This is a genomic window from Mycobacterium zoologicum (assembly GCF_020181635.2).
Classification (GTDB): Bacteria; Actinomycetota; Actinomycetes; order Mycobacteriales; family Mycobacteriaceae; genus Mycobacterium; species Mycobacterium zoologicum.
In genome coordinates this window covers 1-16,968 of record NZ_JAYJJS010000001.1, presented here as the reverse complement: position 1 = coordinate 16,968, position 16,968 = coordinate 1, and the positions used below count along the sequence as shown (strand labels likewise).

Below are 16,968 nucleotides of genomic sequence, written 5' to 3'. Positions count from 1 at the left end.
CGTGACCGTCACCGATGACTACCTGGCGCACAACGCGCAGTACGCGAAGACCTTCACCGGTCCGCTGCCGATGCCGCCGAGCAAACACGTGGCGATCGTGGCCTGTATGGACGCCCGCCTGGACGTCTACCGGGTGCTCGGGATCAACGAGGGTGAGGCGCACTGCATCCGCAACGCCGGCGGAGTGATCACCGAGGACGCCGTCCGGTCGCTGGCCATTAGTCAGAAGCTGCTGGGCACCCGCGAGATCATCCTGATCCACCACACCGACTGCGGCATGCTCACCTTCACCGACGACGACTTCAAGCGCTCGATCCTCGAGGAGACGGGCATCCGGCCGAGCTGGGCCGCCGAGGCGTTCGCCGATCCGGCCGAGGATGTGCGGCAGTCGCTGCGGCGGGTCAAGGCCAGCCCGTTCATCACCCAGACGACCTCGCTGCGGGGCTTCGTGTTCGACGTCGCCACCGGCAGGTTGGAAGAGATCAGCCTGTAGCCCTGGCCCTCTCTGCGCGAGCGTGGGGCACCTCCTCCTGCGAGTGTGCACAAGCGTCCGGTATTTCCCCATGTCGGGGTGGACCCTTCTGCACGCTCGCGGGAATGGGTCGTTGACAGCACCGCGCCGAGCCTGCTTTCATAGCGCCTATAACCAAATAAATCAGGTAAGTCTCACCAAGATTATCGGAATACCCCGCAAGGACGTCATGACCAGCAATATCACCGATGCCCCGACGGCCACCACGGCCGGGCACTATCAGCTGACGCATCTGCGCACCCTGGAAGCCGAGGCCATCCACATCATCCGCGAGGTGGCCGCGGAGTTCGAGCGCCCAGTCCTGCTGTTCTCCGGCGGCAAGGACTCGATCGTCATGCTGCATCTGGCGGTCAAGGCGTTCGCGCCGGGCCGGCTGCCCTTCCCGGTGATGCACGTCGACACCGGCCACAACTTCGACGAGGTCATCGCCGCGCGCGACGAACTGGTCGCCCAAACCGGTGTACGGCTGGTGGTGGCCAGCGTGCAGGACGACATCGACGCCGGACGGGTGGTCGACGACGGGCCGTCGCGCAATCCGCTGCAGACCGTCACCCTGCTGCGCGCGATCCGCGAGAACAAGTTCGACGCGGCGTTCGGCGGCGCCCGGCGCGACGAGGAGAAGGCGCGCGCCAAGGAGCGGGTCTTCAGCTTCCGCGACGAGTTCGGCCAGTGGGACCCCAAGGCGCAGCGGCCCGAGCTATGGAACCTTTACAACGGGCGGCACCGCGCCGGTGAGCACATCCGGGTGTTCCCGCTGTCGAACTGGACCGAGTTCGACATCTGGTCCTACATCGGTGCTGAGGAAATCGCTTTGCCGACAATCTATTACGCGCATCAACGCAAGGTGTTCCGGCGTGACGGGATGTTGCTGGCCGACCACGAGTACCTGCGGCCGGCCGACGGCGAGGAAGTGTTCGAGACCTCGGTGCGGTTCCGCACCGTCGGCGACGTCACCTGCACCGGTTGCGTGGAGTCCACCGCGGCCACCGTCGAGCAGGTGATCGATGAGACCGCGCTGTCCCGACTGACCGAACGCGGCGCCACCCGCGCCGACGACCGAATCTCCGAAGCAGGCATGGAAGACCGCAAGAGGCAGGGGTATTTCTGATGAGTGCGGCAACGACGCTGCTTCGCATTGCCACGGCCGGCTCGGTCGACGACGGCAAGTCCACGCTGATCGGCCGGCTGCTGTTCGACTCCAAGGCCGTGATGGAAGACCAGTTGGCCTCGGTGGAGCGCACCTCCCGTGAGCGCGGCAATGACTACACCGACCTGGCTCTGGTGACCGATGGCCTGCGCGCCGAGCGTGAGCAGGGCATCACCATCGATGTGGCCTACCGTTACTTCGCCACGCCCAAGCGGAAATTCATCATCGCCGACACCCCGGGCCACATCCAGTACACCCGCAACATGGTGACGGGCGCCTCGACCGCGCAGCTGGCCATCGTGCTTGTCGACGCGCGGCACGGCCTGCAGGAGCAGTCCCGTCGGCACACCTTCCTGGCTTCGCTGCTCGGAATCCGTCATATCGTGCTCGCGGTCAACAAGATGGACCTGATCGACTGGGATGCAGCGAAGTTCGAGGCGATCCGAGACGACTTCCACTCGTTCGCAACGCGTTTGGACGTCCACGACGTCACCACCATCCCGATGTCGGCGCTGCTCGGCGACAACGTGGTGACCAAGTCCGACAAGACGCCCTACTACGAGGGGCCGGCGCTGCTGTCGCACCTGGAGGACGTCTACATCGCCGGCGACCGCAACCTGGTCGACGTCCGGTTCCCGGTGCAGTACGTGATCCGCCCGCAGACCCACGAACACGCCGACCACCGCAGCTACGCTGGCACGGTCGCCAGTGGAGTGCTGCGCCCCGGTGACGACGTAGTGGTGCTGCCGTCGGGTAAGCCCAGCCGCATCGAGGTGATCGAAGGCCCGAACGGTCCGGTGCAGGAGGCGTTTCCGCCGATGGCCGTCTCGGTGAGCCTCGCCGACGACATCGACGTCTCCCGCGGCGACATGATCGCCCGTACCAACAACCAGCCGCGCATCGCCCAGGACTTCGACGCCACCGTGTGCTGGATGGCTGACGGTGCCTCGCTGCAGCCCGGCAACGACTACGTCATCAAGCACACCACCCGGACCACCCGGGTGAAGGTGATGGCGCTGGACTACCGCCTCGACGTCAACACCCTGCATCGCGACAAGGAGGCAAACGAACTCGGGCTCAACGAACTCGGGCGTGTGTCGCTGCGTGCCCAAGTCCCGCTGATGCTCGACGAATTCAGCCACAACGATGCCACCGGCTCGTTCATCCTGATCGACCAGGTCACCAACGGAACCGTGGCGGCCGGGATGGTGCTGCGTGACGTGTCCGGCCGCGGTGCGAGCCCCAACACGGTGCGCCACGATTCGCTGGTGTCCACCACCGACCGGCTCTCCAAGGGCCGCACGGTGTGGCTCACCGGACTGTCCGGTGCCGGCAAGTCTTCGGTGGCCATGCGAGTAGAGCAGTTGCTGCTCGCAAGAGGCACGCCCGCTTACGTTCTCGACGGCGACAACCTGCGCCACGGGCTCAACGCCGACCTCGGTTTCTCGATGGCCGACCGGGCGGAGAACCTGCGCCGGCTGGCTCACGTGGCCGCCCTGCTGGCCGACTCCGGCCAAATCGTGCTGGTACCGGCGATCAGCCCGCTCCACGAGCATCGCCAGCTGTCCCGTCAGGTGCACACCGACGCCGGGTTCGACTTCATCGAGGTGTTCTGTGACACCCCGCTGGAGGACTGCGAGCAACGAGATCCCAAGGGGCTCTACGCCAAAGCCCGGGCAGGTCTGCTCACGCACTTCACCGGGATCGACAGCCCCTATCAGCGGCCGAAGAATCCGGACGTGCGGCTGACCCCGCGCGACACCATCGACGAGCAGGCCCGCCAAGTCATCGCCGCGATCGACGCGCGCCGATGAGCGATCACGAGCTCGCCGCCAAGCTCGCCACCGACGCGGGCCGGCTGTTGCTGACGGTCCGCAAGGAGTTGTCCCAGGCCACCGAGGCAGAGCGGAAAGCGGCAGGCGACAAGCGTTCTCACGACTATCTGATGGCTGCACTGGCCGCCGAGCGTCCGCACGACGCGGTGCTCTCCGAAGAGGGCGCCGATGATCCGGTGCGACTGCAGGCTGAGCGGGTGTGGATCGTCGACCCGCTGGACGGCACCCGGGAGTTCTCTGAGCTCGACCGTGACGACTGGGCCGTGCACGTCGCACTGTGGCAGGCCGGCGAACTGGTGGCCGGCGCCGTGGCGATGCCTGCGCGCTATATCACCCTGGCCGCCCCGCAGGTGCCCGCGCCGCCCACCCACACCGGCTCGCCGCGGATCGCGGTGTCGCGCAGTCGTCCTCCGGCGGTGGCCGAGGCGGTGCGCGAGCGGCTCGACGGGGTGCTGGTCCCGATGGGATCGGCCGGGGTGAAGGTTGCCGCCGTCGTCCAGGGCTTCGCCGATGTGTACGTCCACGCCGGTGGGCAATACGAGTGGGACTCGGCCGCGCCGGTGGCAGTGGCTCGCGCGGCGGGCCTGTTCACCTCGCGCATCGACGGTTCGCCGCTGGTCTACAACCGGCCCGATCCGCTGCTGCCCGACCTGGTGGTGTGCCGCCCCCAGTACGCTGACGCAGTCCTGGCCGCGATCGGTTAGGTTTTCTGCACCATGCGGATGTCAGCGAAGGCGGAGTACGCGGTGCGGGCGATGGTCCAACTCGCCACCGCCGAAGCCGGCACGCTGGTCAAGACCGACGACATCGCCACGGCCCAAGGCATTCCGGCGCAGTTCCTCGTCGACATTCTGTCCGATCTGCGCACCGACCGTCTGCTGCGCAGTCAGCGCGGCCGCGACGGTGGTTACGAACTGGCCCGGCCGGCTACCGAGATCAGCGTCGCCGACGTGTTGCGCTGCATCGACGGCCCGCTGGCCAGCGTCCGCGACATCGGCTTGGGCGACCTGCCCTACTCGGGCCCGACCGCCGCGCTGACCGACGTGTGGCGGGCACTGCGGGCCAGCATGCGCTCGGTGCTGGAGCAGACCAGCTTGGCCGACGTCGCCTCCGGTGAGCTGCCCGATCACGTCGCCGCATTCGCCACCGACTACCGCGGCCAGGAGCGCCAGCGCGGCCACACGTCGGGTTGATCCGGCCCTTACGAACCCGAGCCGTAGGGACGCGTCAAGATCTCCATGGCGTGACCGTCGGGATCGCGGAAATACACCCCGCGTCCGTCGTCGCGGTGGTTGATCTCCCCGGGCCGCTGGGCTCCCGGGTCGGCCCAATGCGGCAGTCTGCGCGCGGCGATCCTGCCGTAGATGGCGTCGAATTCGTCTTCGGACACCAGGAAGGCGTAGTGCTGCGGCCGGATCGGCTCATCGGCGGGCACGTCGGCGTAGTCCAGGCTGGCGTCGTGGTCGAGCCCGACGACCATGAAGCGACCGAACGGCTGCGGGTCGGGCAGGCCGAACAACTCCGCCAGAAACGCTGCCGACGCGTGCTTGTCGTGCGCGGCGACGATGGTGTGGTTGAAGGAAATGCTCATGACTCCAGTGTCGGCGCTGCGCGTCGGCCGTGCCACAATCGCGGTCATGCAGGTCGGAATGACCATGCCGGTGATGGAGCCGGATCTGGACGCAACACTGCTGCGGGACTGGGCGCGTGCCGTCGACGACGGGCCGTTCTCATCACTGAGTTGGGGTGAGCGGATCGCCTTCACCAACCCCGACAGCCTGACCCTGCTGGGTGCACTGGCCGCGTGGACGCAGCGGGTGCGTCTGGTGACGACGGTGATCGTGCCGCAACTGCACAACCCGGTCATGCTCGCCAAGGCGCTGGCGACGGCGGATCTGCTCAGCGGTGGCCGGCTCACGGTCGGTATCGGCATCGGTGGCCGGCACGAGGATTACCGGGCGGCCGGTGCCGATCCGGCAACCCAGACCATGCGGGAGATGACCGAGCGGGTCGCGATCATGAAGCGGGTGTGGGCGGGGGAGAAGGTCACCGAATCGGTGCTGCCGGTGGGGCCGGCGCCGACGCAGCCCGGCGGGCCCCCGCTGGTGGTCGGCACCATCGGACCCAAGACGCTGCGCAGCGCGGCGACCTGGGCCGAAGGACTGGCCGGTATCACCATGGACCTCGACGTGGCCAAGCAGAACGAGCTGTTCGACGTCGCCCGCGACGCCTGGCGCCAGGCCGGCAAGGGCAAGCCCTATCTGGCGACGTCGTTCTGGTTTGCGTTGGGTGATCCCGACGAAGCCCGCGATCAGGTGCGCCGGCACCTGCTGCGCTACATGAACTGGATTCCGGCCGAGTACGTCGAGGCGATGGCACCGACCACGGGGTGGGCCGGCAGCCAGGACGAGCTGGCCGAGGTGCTGCACGGCTTTGCGGCGGTGGGCGCCGATGAGGTCCACCTGATCCCGACCAGCTCTGACCTGGGTCAACTGCGGCGTGCGGCCGAGGTAGTGGCCGAATTCCGTCGGTGACCAACCATAGAGCGGGTCGCGACCCGGTCACAGCTGCGTCTCTATCGTCGACTCAGTAGTCACATCTGCCTCTGCAATAACTATCGTCACAGCATGTCGATGACACGTCGGATCGTCTCGGCGGCGATGGTGCCGACGGTCGTCCTGGGGATGGTGCTGGCTGCGGAGGGTGTGCCGGCACAGGCCGCGACCTGCAGCGCGCCCGAGGCCAACGTCGCTCCACCACCCGGTTCGCCGGCCACCGGCGCCGGTCAGCTTCCGACCGGGCGCCGGCCCCGCGGCGCCAACGACTCCGCGCCGCTGCCCAAACTGGGACCGCTGATCTCGGCGATGATCCAGGCCGCCGGACCGCAACGGCCGGTGCAGCAGCAGGCTGCGGTCGTCCCGGGAATCCCCGGTGGCCAGGCCGCCCCGAACGCTGCCCAGCCGGTACAGCCGGTCCAGCCGAATGCCGGTGCGGCTCAAGGACCGTCGGCGCAGGATGTCGGCGGCGCGATCGCCGGCGCCCAGACGTCACTGGCGGAGTGGGTGACGGGGCCCAACAGCCCCAACCAGACGCTACAGCGGTTCGGTATCGCCGGAACCGACCTCGGGATTCCGTGGGACAACGGCGATCCCGGCAATCGACAGGTGCTGATGGCCTTCGGCGACACCTTCGGCTACTGCCAGATCCAGGGCCACCAGTGGCGGCACAACGTGCTGCTGCGCAGTCAGGACCAGAACTTGGCCGACGGGATCACGGTCGGTCCCGGTGCGGTGGGCAACCGGTATTCGGGATCGCCACTGCGGCAGGCGAACTTCGCCAAACAGATCCTGCCCGACTGGAAGTTCGCGCCCGTCCAGGACAGTGTGATTCCGACCGCGGGAGTCGGGATCGGCGGCAACCAGTACATGAACTTCATGTCGGTCAAACAGTGGGGCCGCGACGGCGAATGGTCCACCAACTACTCGGCGATCGCGGTGTCAGGCGACAATGGCGAGACCTGGAACCTCTACCCGGGTACCGTGCGGTCGTCGTCGCCGCAGAACGTCCCCAACGCCCACTACGTCCCGGGCAACGAGAACTTCCAGCAGGGCGCCTTCCTGCGCGGCGGCGACGGCTACCTCTACTCCTACGGAACTCCGGCCGGCCGGGGCGGCGCGGCGTATCTGTCGCGGGTGCCCGAACGTGCCATCCCCGACGTCAACCAGTACCAGTACTGGGGTGAGGGCCAGTGGGTGCCAGGCAATCCCGCGGCCGCCACCCCGGTGATCCCCGGCCCGGTCGGCGAGATGTCGGTGCAGTACAACACCTATCTCAAGCAGTACCTGGTGCTGTACGGCAACGGCGGCAACGACGTCGTGGCCCGCACCGCCCCGAGCCCGCAGGGCCCGTGGAGCGCCGAGCAGACACTGATTCCCACCGGACAGATTCCCGGCGGCATCTACGCGCCGTACCTGCATCCCTGGTCGACGGGCAAGGATGTGTACTTCACGTTGTCGCTGTGGAATGCCTACGACGTTATGCTGATGCATACCGTGCTGGGCTGAGCATCACGGCTCGGATCGGTCACGTCGTCCGGCGCGCTCAGCGAAAGCGTCCAGTGCGGCAAGCACTTCCGGCGAACGCCACACCCGGCTACGGGGCCCGCTTGATGTCTCGATGAGAATGCCCGCCTCGGTCAGCGGGTTGAGGTAGCGGTGGGCGTTGGTCGATTCGATACCCAACTGCTGCGCCAGCAGTGCCGCGTTGACGACGGGGCGGCGGGCCAGCAGGTCGGCGACCCTCCACACCGCCGAGTCGGACCGAGCGGTGATTCGCGTGCTCCAGTTCTCCCGGATGGCCCGAAGCTCAGTAACCAATTCCCGTCCGTTGGCAATCGAGCGCACACTGGCCTTCGAGAACTGCTCGACAATGGGTCCGGCATCGCCATCGCGGTAGGAGGTGAGCGCGGCGAAATAGGCTGCTGTGTCGGCCAGTAGGCCCGCCGACAACGGAACGGTCACCTGACGGGTCATACCCTTATTGCGCAACATGGCCTGCACCAGCGCGCGGCCCGTGCGCCCGTTCCCGTCCGTGAACGGGTGGATGGTCTCGAATTGTGCATGGGCTATGGCGATTTGCGGCAGTAGCGGGAGGTCGCTGCGCTGCGCGAACAAGATCATGTCGGTGATCGCGCCGTGGATCAGCTCGTGGCGCGGCGCGACGAACGTCGCACCGATGGGCGTGGAGCCACCGCCGATCCACACCGGCTCGGTACGGAATTCGCCGGGGGTATGGCGCGGCTCCTTGGCCATCAGGGCGCGGTGCATCGCCAGGATAGCGGCGGCATCGACGTTCTCGGACAAGCTGATCGCCGCCTGCATCGCAGCAGTGTTCGCGACGACCATTGCGGCGTTGGCCTTGGTCTTGCCGCCGGACAGCTCCGCCTCTGCGATAGCCCGCGATGAAGCCGTCAGGTTCTCGATCTGTGAGCTGGCCGCCGATTCGGAGCGTAACAGCACGGCGGCGAATGGTGCGATTTCGTTCCCGAGTTCAGCGTCGAAACGGGTGATCTGCTGGCCGGCGGCTTCGGCGTCGGCGACGAGGGATGCCGGTAGGTCCGGGGCGATGGCGGCGATGTCGGCCGGCACCGCCGGGCGGTAGGTGCCGTATCGCGGCAGGGTTGTGCGCGCGTACCGAACCCCCTGGGGTTCCCAGCGCACGTCCTCGTAGGAGACGGGCCGAAGTGAAGTCACCCACCCAGTTTAACTTCACTTAACGGATTAAGTGAAGTCAACGACGCCCGTTGACTTCACTTATTGCCTAACCGTCCAGCGCCCCACGCAGCGCGGCACCGACCTCGGTGATCACCCCTGGGGTGTAACCGGGGATGTTGATGGTCACCCCGCCGACGCCGGCGTCGAACACCTTGGCCTTGACCTGCTCGGCGATCGATTCGGGGCTGCCGGCCACCGCCCGCTGAGAGATCTGGGCGGGGATCTGATCGGCGGGGAAGTCGCCGGGCAGCGCGGTGAGCAGCATGGTGGTCTCCAGGGTGGCCGGATCGCGGCCGATCTCTTCACAGCTGCGCCGTACCGCATCCATCTTCGCGGGTAGCGCGTCGAAGCCGGCGATGATGTTGAGGTGGTCGAAGTGCTGTGCCGCCAACGGGATGGTCTTCTTCTCCCCGCTGCCACCGATCAGCAGCGGAATGCGGTCGCGGAAGCGAGGGCTGGCCATCGCCTCTTCGGCGCGATACCACTTGCCCTCGACGGTCGGCCGCTCACCTTTGATCATCGGCAGGATGATCTCCAACGCCTCATAGAGCCGGTTGAACCGGTCGGTGAAGGTGCCGAACTCAAAGCCCAACTGGTCGTGTTCGAGCTCGAACCATCCGGTGCCGATACCCAGGATCGCGCGGCCGCCGCTGACCACGTCGAGCGTGGTGATGATCTTGGCCAGCAGGGTCGGGTTGCGGTAGGTGTTGCCGGTGACCAGGGTGCCCAGCTGGACCCGCTCGGTCGCCGTCGCCAGCGCGCCCAGGGCGGTGTAGGCCTCAAGCATCGGCTCGTCGGGGGAGCCCAGCATGGGCAGTTGATAGAAGTGGTCCATCAAGAAGACCGCGTCGAACCCGGCCGCTTCGGCCTCGCGGGCCTGCGCGATCACGGTGGGGAACAGCTCCGAGATGTCGGTGCCGTAAGAGAAGTTGGGGATCTGGAAGCCAAGGCGGATCGTCACCCGATCGACCCTAGGGCGAGCGGGGACGCCGCCGTGGCGATTCCGCTACCCGCGAAGAGGGTTGACCGCGCTGAGGTCGGTGTAGCCGACGTCGTCGCCTTCATTCAGTGTGGCCCGGTGGCGTCCCTTGCCGTAGGTGCCGATGATCTCCTCCGCGGCCCGGTGATCGGCTCGTGGGACTTTTCGGCGGAATATGGATTGGAATCAGAATCGCCACAAGAATTGCGGGCACTGGCCCGCGACCACGGACCGGATGTAGACCCGTGCGTCCGCTGCCGTGGCGTCGGGTCCGAGGACTTGCCGCACGGTGACGGAGTTCTCCAATCCGCTGGGCGTGTTCCCGGCAGCCAGTAGGCGGCAGATCGCGTTGCCGGCCGGGTCGGCGTGCGCGGCCGGGGCCAAGAGCATGCCGAGAGCCGCGAGCGTGGCGAAGATGAATCGCTTCATGGCCGCAGAATTGGTGGTGGAGTACATACCCGGCAGTGTCGCATCGAGGTCCGACAGGTGCGCTGGTCAGATGGTGCCCCCGGCAGGATTCGAACCTGCGGCCTTCCGCTCCGGAGGCGGACGCTCTATCCCCTGAGCTACGGGGGCGCACGTACTACGGGCGCCGACTGGGCTTTGACAGACTAACGCATCACCAGGCCCCGCCCGTCATGGGAACGGATTCGGGTCCTGACCACGTCAGACTCTAGGATGGGGCCTCGTGACCCCCGCCGATCTGGCCGAATTGCTCAAGACCACCGCAGCCGCGGTGCTGGCCGCGCACGACCTGGACCCCGCCGCACTGCCCGCGGCGGTCACTGTCGAGCGCCCGCGCAACCCCGAGCACGGCGACTACGCCACCAACCTGGCGCTGCAGCTGGGCAAGAAGGTCGGCGCCAACCCCCGTGAGCTGGCCGGCTGGCTGGCCGAGGCGCTGACGCAGGCCGACGGGATCGCCGAGGCCGACACCGCAGGTCCGGGCTTCGTCAACATCCGCCTCGACGCCTCGGCGCAGGGCGTCATCGTGGCCAACGTCATCGGCGCAGGCGCCCAATACGGCCAATCCGGCGAGTTCGACGGCCTCAACGTGAACCTGGAGTTCGTCTCGGCCAACCCGACCGGCCCCATCCACATCGGCGGCACCCGGTGGGCCGCGGTCGGCGACGCGCTGGGCCGGCTGCTGAGCACCCAGGGCGCCACGGTCACCCGCGAGTACTACTTCAATGATCACGGCGCCCAGATCGATCGGTTCGCCAACTCGCTGATCGCCGCCGCCAAGGGCGAACCGGCCCCCGAGGACGGCTACGCCGGCGCCTACATCACCGACATCGCGGCCCAGATCCAGGCCAAGGCGCCCGACGCCCTGAGCAGTCCCGAGGCGCAGGAGACGTTCCGCGAGATCGGCGTCGACCTGATGTTCACCCACATCAAGAAGTCACTGCACGAATTCGGCACCGATTTCGACGTCTTCACCCACGAAGACTCGATGCACACCTCCGGCCGGGTGGAGCAGGCCATCGAGCGGCTGCGCGCCAACGACAACATCTACGAGAAAGACGGCGCCACCTGGCTGCGCACCAGCGCCTACGGTGACGACAAAGACCGCGTGGTGATCAAGAGCGACGGCAAACCCGCCTACATCGCCGGCGACCTGGCCTACTACCTGGACAAGCGCGAGCGCGGCTTCAACCTGTGCATCTACATGCTCGGCGCCGACCACCACGGCTACATCGCCCGGCTGAAGGCCGCCGCGGCCGCCTTCGGAGACGACCCGGCCACCGTGGAGGTCTTGATCGGCCAGATGGTCAACCTGGTGCGCGACGGCCAGCCGGTCAAGATGAGCAAGCGTGCCGGCACCGTGATCACCCTGGACGACCTGGTGGAGGCCATCGGCGTCGACGCCGCCCGCTACAGCCTGACCCGTTCCTCGGTGGACACCCCGATCGACATCGACTTGGCGCTGTGGTCCTCGGCCAGCAACGAAAACCCGGTCTATTACGTGCAATACGCCCATGCCCGGCTCTGCGCGCTGGCTCGCAACGCCGCCGAACTGGGCATCACCGCCGACACCGCCAACCTCGGGCTGCTGGACCACGAGAAGGAAGGCGCGCTGATCCGCAGCCTGGGGGAGTTCCCGCGGGTGCTCAAAACCGCTGCGGGGCTGCGTGAACCGCACCGGGTGTGCCGCTACCTGGAAGACCTCGCCGGTGACTACCACCGGTTCTACGACAGTTGCCGGGTGCTGCCCCAAGGCGACGAACCCCCGAGTGACCTGCACGCCGCGCGGCTGGCGCTGTGCCAGGCCACCCGCCAGGTCGTCGCCAACGGGCTGGGCATCCTTGGCGTGAGCGCACCGGAGCGAATGTGAACGTCCACCCCGCCGGGCCCCGCCACGCCGACGAGATCCACCACGACGGCCTTCCGTCGCGGCCATCGACCGCGCACGACCTGCTGAATCTGGCACCGAATGTATGGCCGCACAACACCGTTCGCGGTGACGACGGAGTGGTCAGCATTGCCGGAGTCAAGGTCACCGACCTGGCCGCGGAATTCGGCACCCCACTGTTCGTTCTCGACGAGGACGACTTCCGCGGCCGTTGCCGCGATATCGCCGCCGCGTTCGGCGGCGGAGACCACGTGCACTACGCGGCCAAGGCATTCCTGTGCAGCGAGATCGCCCGCTGGATCGACCAGGAGGGCCTGTGCCTGGACGTCGCCACCGGCGGTGAGCTGGCTGTGGCCCTGAACGCAGGCTTCCCCGCCCAGCGGATCACGTTCCACGGCAACAACAAATCCGTCGCCGAACTGACCACCGCGGTCGACGCGCGCGTCGGGCACATCGTGCTGGACTCGCTGATCGAGATCGAACGCCTCGAAGCCGTCGCCGCCAAGGCCGGTGTCGTGCAGGACGTGCTGGTGCGCGTCACCGTCGGGGTGGAGGCGCACACCCACGAATTCATCTCGACCGCCCACGAAGACCAGAAGTTCGGTCTGTCGCTGGCCAGCGGCGCGGCGATGGACGCGATCAGAAAGGTGTTCGCCGCCGAGCACCTGCGCCTGGTCGGCCTGCACAGTCACATCGGCTCGCAGATCTTCGACGTCGCCGGCTTCGAGATCGCCGCCCGCCGTGTGATCGGGTTGCTGAAAGATGTGGCCGCCGAGTTCGGGGCCGAGCGGGCCGCGCAGATGGACATCATCGACCTCGGTGGGGGACTGGGCATCTCCTATCTGCCGCAGGATGATCCGCCGCCGATGGCCGAGCTGGCCGCGAAACTGCGCGCCATCGTGCGCGACGAGTCCGCGGCCGTCGGCCTGCCCACGCCGACCCTGGTCGTCGAGCCCGGCCGGGCCATCGCCGGGCCCGGCACGATCACGCTCTACGAAGTCGGCACCGTCAAGGACGTCGACGTCAGCGCGTCGGCCCAGCGCCGCTACGTCAGCGTCGACGGCGGCATGAGCGACAACATCCGCCCCGCGCTCTACGACGCCCACTACGACGTCCGGCTGGTGTCGCGGGCACTGAACAACACGTCCGCTCAACCGGTGCTGGCCCGCGTCGTGGGCAAGCACTGCGAAAGCGGCGACATCATCGTGCGCGACACCTGGGTTCCCGACGAGGTGGGCCCGGGTGATCTGGTCGCCGTCGCGGCCACCGGCGCCTACTGTTACTCGATGTCGAGCCGCTACAACCTGCTCACCCGTCCCGCGGTGGTGGCGGTACGCGACGGGGAGGCGCGCCTTATGCTGCGCCGGGAAACCGTCGAGGATCTGATTAGCCTGGAGGTGAGGTAACCGTGTCCGATACCGCAAGTCCCGTGGGCGTCGCCGTCCTGGGATTGGGCAATGTCGGCAGTGAAGTCGTGCGCATCATCGAGTCCAGCGCCGACGATCTGGCGGCACGGATCGGTGCTCCGCTGGTGCTGCGCGGTGTCGGGGTGCGCCACGTTTCGGCCGATCGGGGCGTGCCCGCCGAGCTGCTCACCGACGACATCGAGGCCCTGGTCTCACGCAGCGACGTCGACATCGTGCTGGAGCTGATGGGCCCGGTCGAGCCGGCGCGCAAGGCGATTCTGTCGGCGATCGCGCACGGCAAGTCCGTTGTCACCGCGAACAAGGCGCTGCTGTCCCGCTCGGCCGGCGAGCTTGCCGAGGCCGCCGAGGCTGCGCGGGTGGACCTGTACTTCGAGGCTAGCGTCGCCGGTGCCATCCCGGTCATCCGTCCGCTGACCCAGTCGCTGGCCGGTGACACCGTGGAGCGGGTCGCCGGCATCGTCAACGGCACCACTAACTACATCCTGTCCGAAATGGACGCCACTGGAGCCGATTACCACAGCGCACTGGCCGACGCGAGTGCGCTGGGTTACGCCGAGGCCGACCCCACCGCCGACGTCGAGGGGTACGACGCCGCCGCCAAGGCCGCGATCCTGGCGTCCATCGCCTTCCACACCCGGGTGACCGCCGACGACGTCTACCGCGAGGGCATTTCCAACATCACCCCGGCGGACTTCACCGCCGCCCGCGCCTTGGACTGCACCATCAAGCTGCTGGCAATCTGCGAGCGCATCACCACCGCCGCTGGGCAGCAACGGGTTTCGGCCCGGGTCTACCCGGCGCTGGTGCCGCTGAGCCATCCGCTGGCCACTGTCAACGGGGCGTTCAATGCCGTGGTGGTCGAGGCACAGGCCGCCGGGCGGCTGATGTTCTACGGCCAGGGCGCCGGCGGTGCCCCCACCGCCTCAGCGGTCACCGGTGATCTGGTGATGGCCGCCCGCAACCGGGTTCAGGGCGGGCGCGGCCCGCGCGAGTCCAAGTACGCCCAGCTGGCCATCGCGCCGATCGGCGACATCTCGACCCGCTACTACGTGAGCATGGACGTCGCCGACAAGCCGGGCGTGCTGTCGTCGGTGGCCGCGGAATTCGCCTCGCATGAGGTGAGCATCGCCGAGGTGCGTCAGGAAGGCGTGATCGACGACGAGGGCAAACCGATCGGTGCCCGAATTGTGGTGGTCACCCACCGTGCTCCCGAAGCATCTTTGTCCAAAACCGTTGCCGCACTGGCCGACCTGGACTCCGTCCAGCGAGTCGCCAGCGTGCTACGACTGGAAGGAACAGACCAGTGAGCTCCACCCGGACGCCGATCCACACCGCGTGGCCCGGGCTGATCGAGGCCTACCGCGACCGACTGCCCGACGCCGCGGACTGGACCCCGGTCACCCTGCACGAAGGCGGCACCCCGCTGATCCACGCCAAGCGGATCTCCGAGCAGACCGGCTGCACCGTGCACCTGAAGGTGGAGGGCCTCAACCCCACCGGTTCGTTCAAGGACCGCGGCATGACCATGGCCGTCACCGACGCGGTGGCCCGCGGACAACAGGCGGTGCTGTGCGCCTCGACCGGAAACACCTCGGCCTCGGCGGCCGCCTACGCCGCCCGTGCCGGCATCACCTGTGCGGTGCTGATCCCGCAGGGCAAGATCGCGATGGGCAAGCTGGCTCAGGCAGTCATGCATGGCGCCAAGATCATTCAGATCGACGGCAACTTCGACGACTGCCTGGAACTGGCCCGCAAGATGGCCACCGACTTCCCGACGATCTCGCTGGTGAACTCGGTGAACCCGGTGCGCATCGAAGGCCAGAAGACCGCCGCGTTCGAGATCGTCGACGTGCTGGGCGCCGCGCCCGACATCCACTCGTTGCCGGTCGGCAACGCGGGCAACATCACCGCGTACTGGAAGGGCTACCGCGAGTACCACGCCGACGGCCTGACCGAGAAGCTGCCGAAGATGCTGGGAACCCAGGCCGCGGGCGCCGCGCCGCTGGTCAACGGTGCACCGGTGGCCAACCCGGAGACCATCGCCACCGCGATTCGCATCGGCTCGCCGGCGTCGTGGAACCAGGCCGTGGAGGCGCAGCAGGACTCCGGAGGACGGTTTTTGGCCGCCACCGACGAAGAGATCCTGGCTGCCTACCACTTGGTGGCGCAGTCCGAGGGCGTGTTCGTCGAGCCGGCGTCGGCGGCCAGCATCGCCGGGCTGCTCAAGTCGGTCGAAGACGGCTGGGTGCCGCGCGGCTCGACCGTGGTGTGCACCGTGACCGGCAACGGGCTCAAGGATCCCGACACCGCCCTGCGGGACATGCCCGAGGTCGCCGCGCTTCCCGTCGACGCGGCCACGGTGGTCGCCGCGTTGGGGCTGGCGTAGTGGTCGACCGGCTGCCGAGCGGGTTGACGGCCGGCGTCGCGGTGGCGGCGTCGAGCGCCAATCTGGGTCCGGGCTTCGACAGCCTGGGCCTGGCGCTGGGCCTCTACGACGAGGTGTTCGTCGAGACTGCCGACTCGGGGCTGGTAGTCCAGGTCGAGGGGGAGGGCGCCGGTCAGGTTCCGCTGACCTCGGATCACCTGGTGATCCAGGGCATCCGGCGCGCGCTGAACGAGCTCGGCCTCGACGTCCCGGGGCTGGTGGTGCGGTGCCGCAACGCCATCCCGCATCAGCGCGGCCTGGGTTCCTCGGCGTCTGCGGTGGTGGCCGGTCTGGCGGCCGTGAACGGCCTTGTGGCACAACTTGATCGGCCCGTCTTGTCGGAAGCCCGGCTGGTTCAGTTGGCTTCGGAGTTCGAGGGGCACCCCGACAACGCGGCCGCCGCGGTGATGGGCGGCGCGGTGGTCTCGTGGACCGCGAGCACGACCGACGGCCAGCCGGAATATTCGGCGGTGCCGTTGCGGTTGCACCCCGATATCCACCTGTTCCCGGCGATACCGGAACTGCGGTCGTCGACTGCGGAGACCCGCATGTTGTTGCCTGACCAGGTCAGCCACAGTGACGCACGGTTCAACCTCAGTCGCGCCGCGCTGCTGGTGGTGGCGCTCGCCGAACGGCCCGATCTGCTGTTGGTGGCCACCGAGGACGTGCTGCATCAGCCGCAGCGGGCCGCCGCGCAACCCGAGTCGGCGCAATTGCTGCAGTTGCTGCGCCAAAACGGGATCGCAGCCGTACTTTCCGGTGCCGGACCAGCGGTGATCGCATTGAGCACGGCCGCGGAACTGCCCGCCGAGGTACGGGAGTCCCCGGAGGCGCGGGCGTTCACCATGACCGAGATGCAGGTCGGCGACGGAGTTCGGTGGAACTCCGGCGTCGTGGTGCCGGGTTGAGGCGCGCCGCGCTGCAATTGCGTGATGCATCAAGTCAAGATGCCCGCGAAATCTGATCCATGCATCACGTAAGAATGCCCGCGAAATCG

16 protein-coding genes and 1 tRNA gene are annotated in these 16,968 nt (G+C 67.8%); 12 read left to right on the top strand and 5 right to left on the bottom strand.

The window, feature by feature from the left end; all coding sequences use genetic code 11:
- Position 1: 1 nt before the first annotated feature.
- The 5 genes from K6T84_RS00085 to K6T84_RS00065 all read left to right on the top strand — a co-directional run bounded on the left by K6T84_RS00085 (position 2) and on the right by K6T84_RS00065 (position 4,707).
- Positions 2-493: a beta-class carbonic anhydrase gene (locus tag K6T84_RS00085; protein WP_225401689.1), complete on the top strand. Its 492-nt coding sequence runs from the start codon at positions 2-4 to the stop codon at positions 491-493.
- Positions 494-701: 208 nt separating this feature from the next.
- Positions 702-1,640, top strand: coding sequence for a sulfate adenylyltransferase subunit CysD (gene cysD / locus K6T84_RS00080; protein ID WP_224865020.1), 939 nt, complete (start codon positions 702-704; stop codon positions 1,638-1,640).
- Complete coding sequence (gene cysN / locus K6T84_RS00075; protein WP_224865021.1) at positions 1,640-3,493, top strand: sulfate adenylyltransferase subunit CysN; 1,854 nt, start codon at positions 1,640-1,642, stop codon at positions 3,491-3,493. Before cysD ends, cysN begins: the two co-directional genes overlap by 1 nt.
- Complete coding sequence (locus K6T84_RS00070; RefSeq protein ID WP_225401690.1) at positions 3,490-4,218, top strand: 3'(2'),5'-bisphosphate nucleotidase CysQ; 729 nt, start codon at positions 3,490-3,492, stop codon at positions 4,216-4,218. Before cysN ends, K6T84_RS00070 begins: the two co-directional genes overlap by 4 nt.
- Positions 4,219-4,230: 12 nt before the next feature.
- On the top strand, positions 4,231-4,707 hold the full coding sequence (locus K6T84_RS00065; RefSeq protein ID WP_225401691.1) for an Rrf2 family transcriptional regulator: 477 nt from the start codon (positions 4,231-4,233) through the stop codon (positions 4,705-4,707).
- 8 nt (positions 4,708-4,715) lie between these two features.
- Here the strand turns inward: K6T84_RS00065 and K6T84_RS00060 are convergent, their stop codons facing one another.
- The gene (locus K6T84_RS00060) at positions 4,716-5,105 is read right to left on the bottom strand and encodes a VOC family protein (protein ID WP_225401692.1); all 390 of its coding nucleotides are present in this window, start codon (positions 5,103-5,105) and stop codon (positions 4,716-4,718) included.
- A gap of 58 nt (positions 5,106-5,163) precedes the next feature.
- On the opposite strand from K6T84_RS00060, the gene K6T84_RS00055 reads away from it, so the two are divergent.
- The gene (locus K6T84_RS00055) at positions 5,164-6,048 is read left to right on the top strand and encodes an LLM class flavin-dependent oxidoreductase (protein ID WP_224865714.1); all 885 of its coding nucleotides are present in this window, start codon (positions 5,164-5,166) and stop codon (positions 6,046-6,048) included.
- A gap of 93 nt (positions 6,049-6,141) precedes the next feature.
- Positions 6,142-7,578: a glycoside hydrolase family 183 protein gene (locus K6T84_RS00050; protein WP_224865025.1), complete on the top strand. Its 1,437-nt coding sequence runs from the start codon at positions 6,142-6,144 to the stop codon at positions 7,576-7,578.
- Between the two features lie 3 nt (positions 7,579-7,581).
- Here the strand turns inward: K6T84_RS00050 and K6T84_RS00045 are convergent, their stop codons facing one another.
- The 4 genes from K6T84_RS00045 to K6T84_RS00030 all read right to left on the bottom strand — a co-directional run bounded on the left by K6T84_RS00045 (position 7,582) and on the right by K6T84_RS00030 (position 10,342).
- Positions 7,582-8,766 carry a Fic family protein gene (locus K6T84_RS00045; RefSeq protein ID WP_329786617.1) on the bottom strand — a complete coding sequence of 395 codons (1,185 nt, stop codon included), beginning with the start codon at positions 8,764-8,766 and terminating at the stop codon, positions 7,582-7,584.
- 67 nt (positions 8,767-8,833) lie between these two features.
- The gene (locus K6T84_RS00040) at positions 8,834-9,748 is read right to left on the bottom strand and encodes an LLM class F420-dependent oxidoreductase (protein WP_225401693.1); all 915 of its coding nucleotides are present in this window, start codon (positions 9,746-9,748) and stop codon (positions 8,834-8,836) included.
- A gap of 204 nt (positions 9,749-9,952) precedes the next feature.
- Positions 9,953-10,222: a DUF732 domain-containing protein gene (locus tag K6T84_RS00035; protein ID WP_224865028.1), complete on the bottom strand. Its 270-nt coding sequence runs from the start codon at positions 10,220-10,222 to the stop codon at positions 9,953-9,955.
- A 44-nt stretch (positions 10,223-10,266) separates the two neighbouring features.
- Positions 10,267-10,342 (bottom strand) — tRNA-Arg (locus tag K6T84_RS00030).
- Between the two features lie 112 nt (positions 10,343-10,454).
- Between K6T84_RS00030 and argS the strand changes: the two genes are divergently transcribed.
- The 5 genes from argS to thrB are packed head-to-tail and all read left to right on the top strand — an operon-like array spanning position 10,455 to position 16,879.
- The gene (gene argS, locus K6T84_RS00025) at positions 10,455-12,101 is read left to right on the top strand and encodes an arginine--tRNA ligase (RefSeq protein ID WP_225401694.1); all 1,647 of its coding nucleotides are present in this window, start codon (positions 10,455-10,457) and stop codon (positions 12,099-12,101) included.
- On the top strand, positions 12,098-13,525 hold the full coding sequence (gene lysA, locus K6T84_RS00020) for a diaminopimelate decarboxylase (protein WP_225401695.1): 1,428 nt from the start codon (positions 12,098-12,100) through the stop codon (positions 13,523-13,525). The genes argS and lysA overlap by 4 nt, the downstream gene beginning before the upstream one ends.
- A gap of 2 nt (positions 13,526-13,527) precedes the next feature.
- On the top strand, positions 13,528-14,853 hold the full coding sequence (locus K6T84_RS00015) for a homoserine dehydrogenase (protein ID WP_224865031.1): 1,326 nt from the start codon (positions 13,528-13,530) through the stop codon (positions 14,851-14,853).
- Positions 14,850-15,932 (top strand): threonine synthase, encoded by a 1,083-nt coding sequence (gene thrC / locus K6T84_RS00010; protein WP_224865032.1) that lies wholly within the window; start codon positions 14,850-14,852, stop codon positions 15,930-15,932. The genes K6T84_RS00015 and thrC overlap by 4 nt, the downstream gene beginning before the upstream one ends.
- Entirely contained in the window at positions 15,932-16,879 is a 948-nt protein-coding gene (gene thrB / locus K6T84_RS00005; protein ID WP_225401696.1) for a homoserine kinase, read from the top strand. Before thrC ends, thrB begins: the two co-directional genes overlap by 1 nt.
- Positions 16,880-16,968: the final 89 nt, after the last annotated feature.

Bases quoted from the DNA above. Each gene is read 5' to 3' on its own strand.
- cysD (WP_224865020.1), top strand. From the start codon at position 702: ATGACCAGCAATATCACCGATGCCCCGACGGCCACCACGGCCGGGCAC.
- cysN (WP_224865021.1), top strand. From the start codon at position 1,640: ATGAGTGCGGCAACGACGCTGCTTCGCATTGCCACGGCCGGCTCGGTC.
- K6T84_RS00070 (WP_225401690.1), top strand. From the start codon at position 3,490: ATGAGCGATCACGAGCTCGCCGCCAAGCTCGCCACCGACGCGGGCCGG.
- K6T84_RS00065 (WP_225401691.1), top strand. From the start codon at position 4,231: ATGCGGATGTCAGCGAAGGCGGAGTACGCGGTGCGGGCGATGGTCCAA.
- K6T84_RS00060 (WP_225401692.1), bottom strand. From the start codon at position 5,105: ATGAGCATTTCCTTCAACCACACCATCGTCGCCGCGCACGACAAGCAC.
- K6T84_RS00055 (WP_224865714.1), top strand. From the start codon at position 5,164: ATGACCATGCCGGTGATGGAGCCGGATCTGGACGCAACACTGCTGCGG.
- K6T84_RS00050 (WP_224865025.1), top strand. From the start codon at position 6,142: ATGTCGATGACACGTCGGATCGTCTCGGCGGCGATGGTGCCGACGGTC.
- K6T84_RS00035 (WP_224865028.1), bottom strand. From the start codon at position 10,222: ATGTACTCCACCACCAATTCTGCGGCCATGAAGCGATTCATCTTCGCC.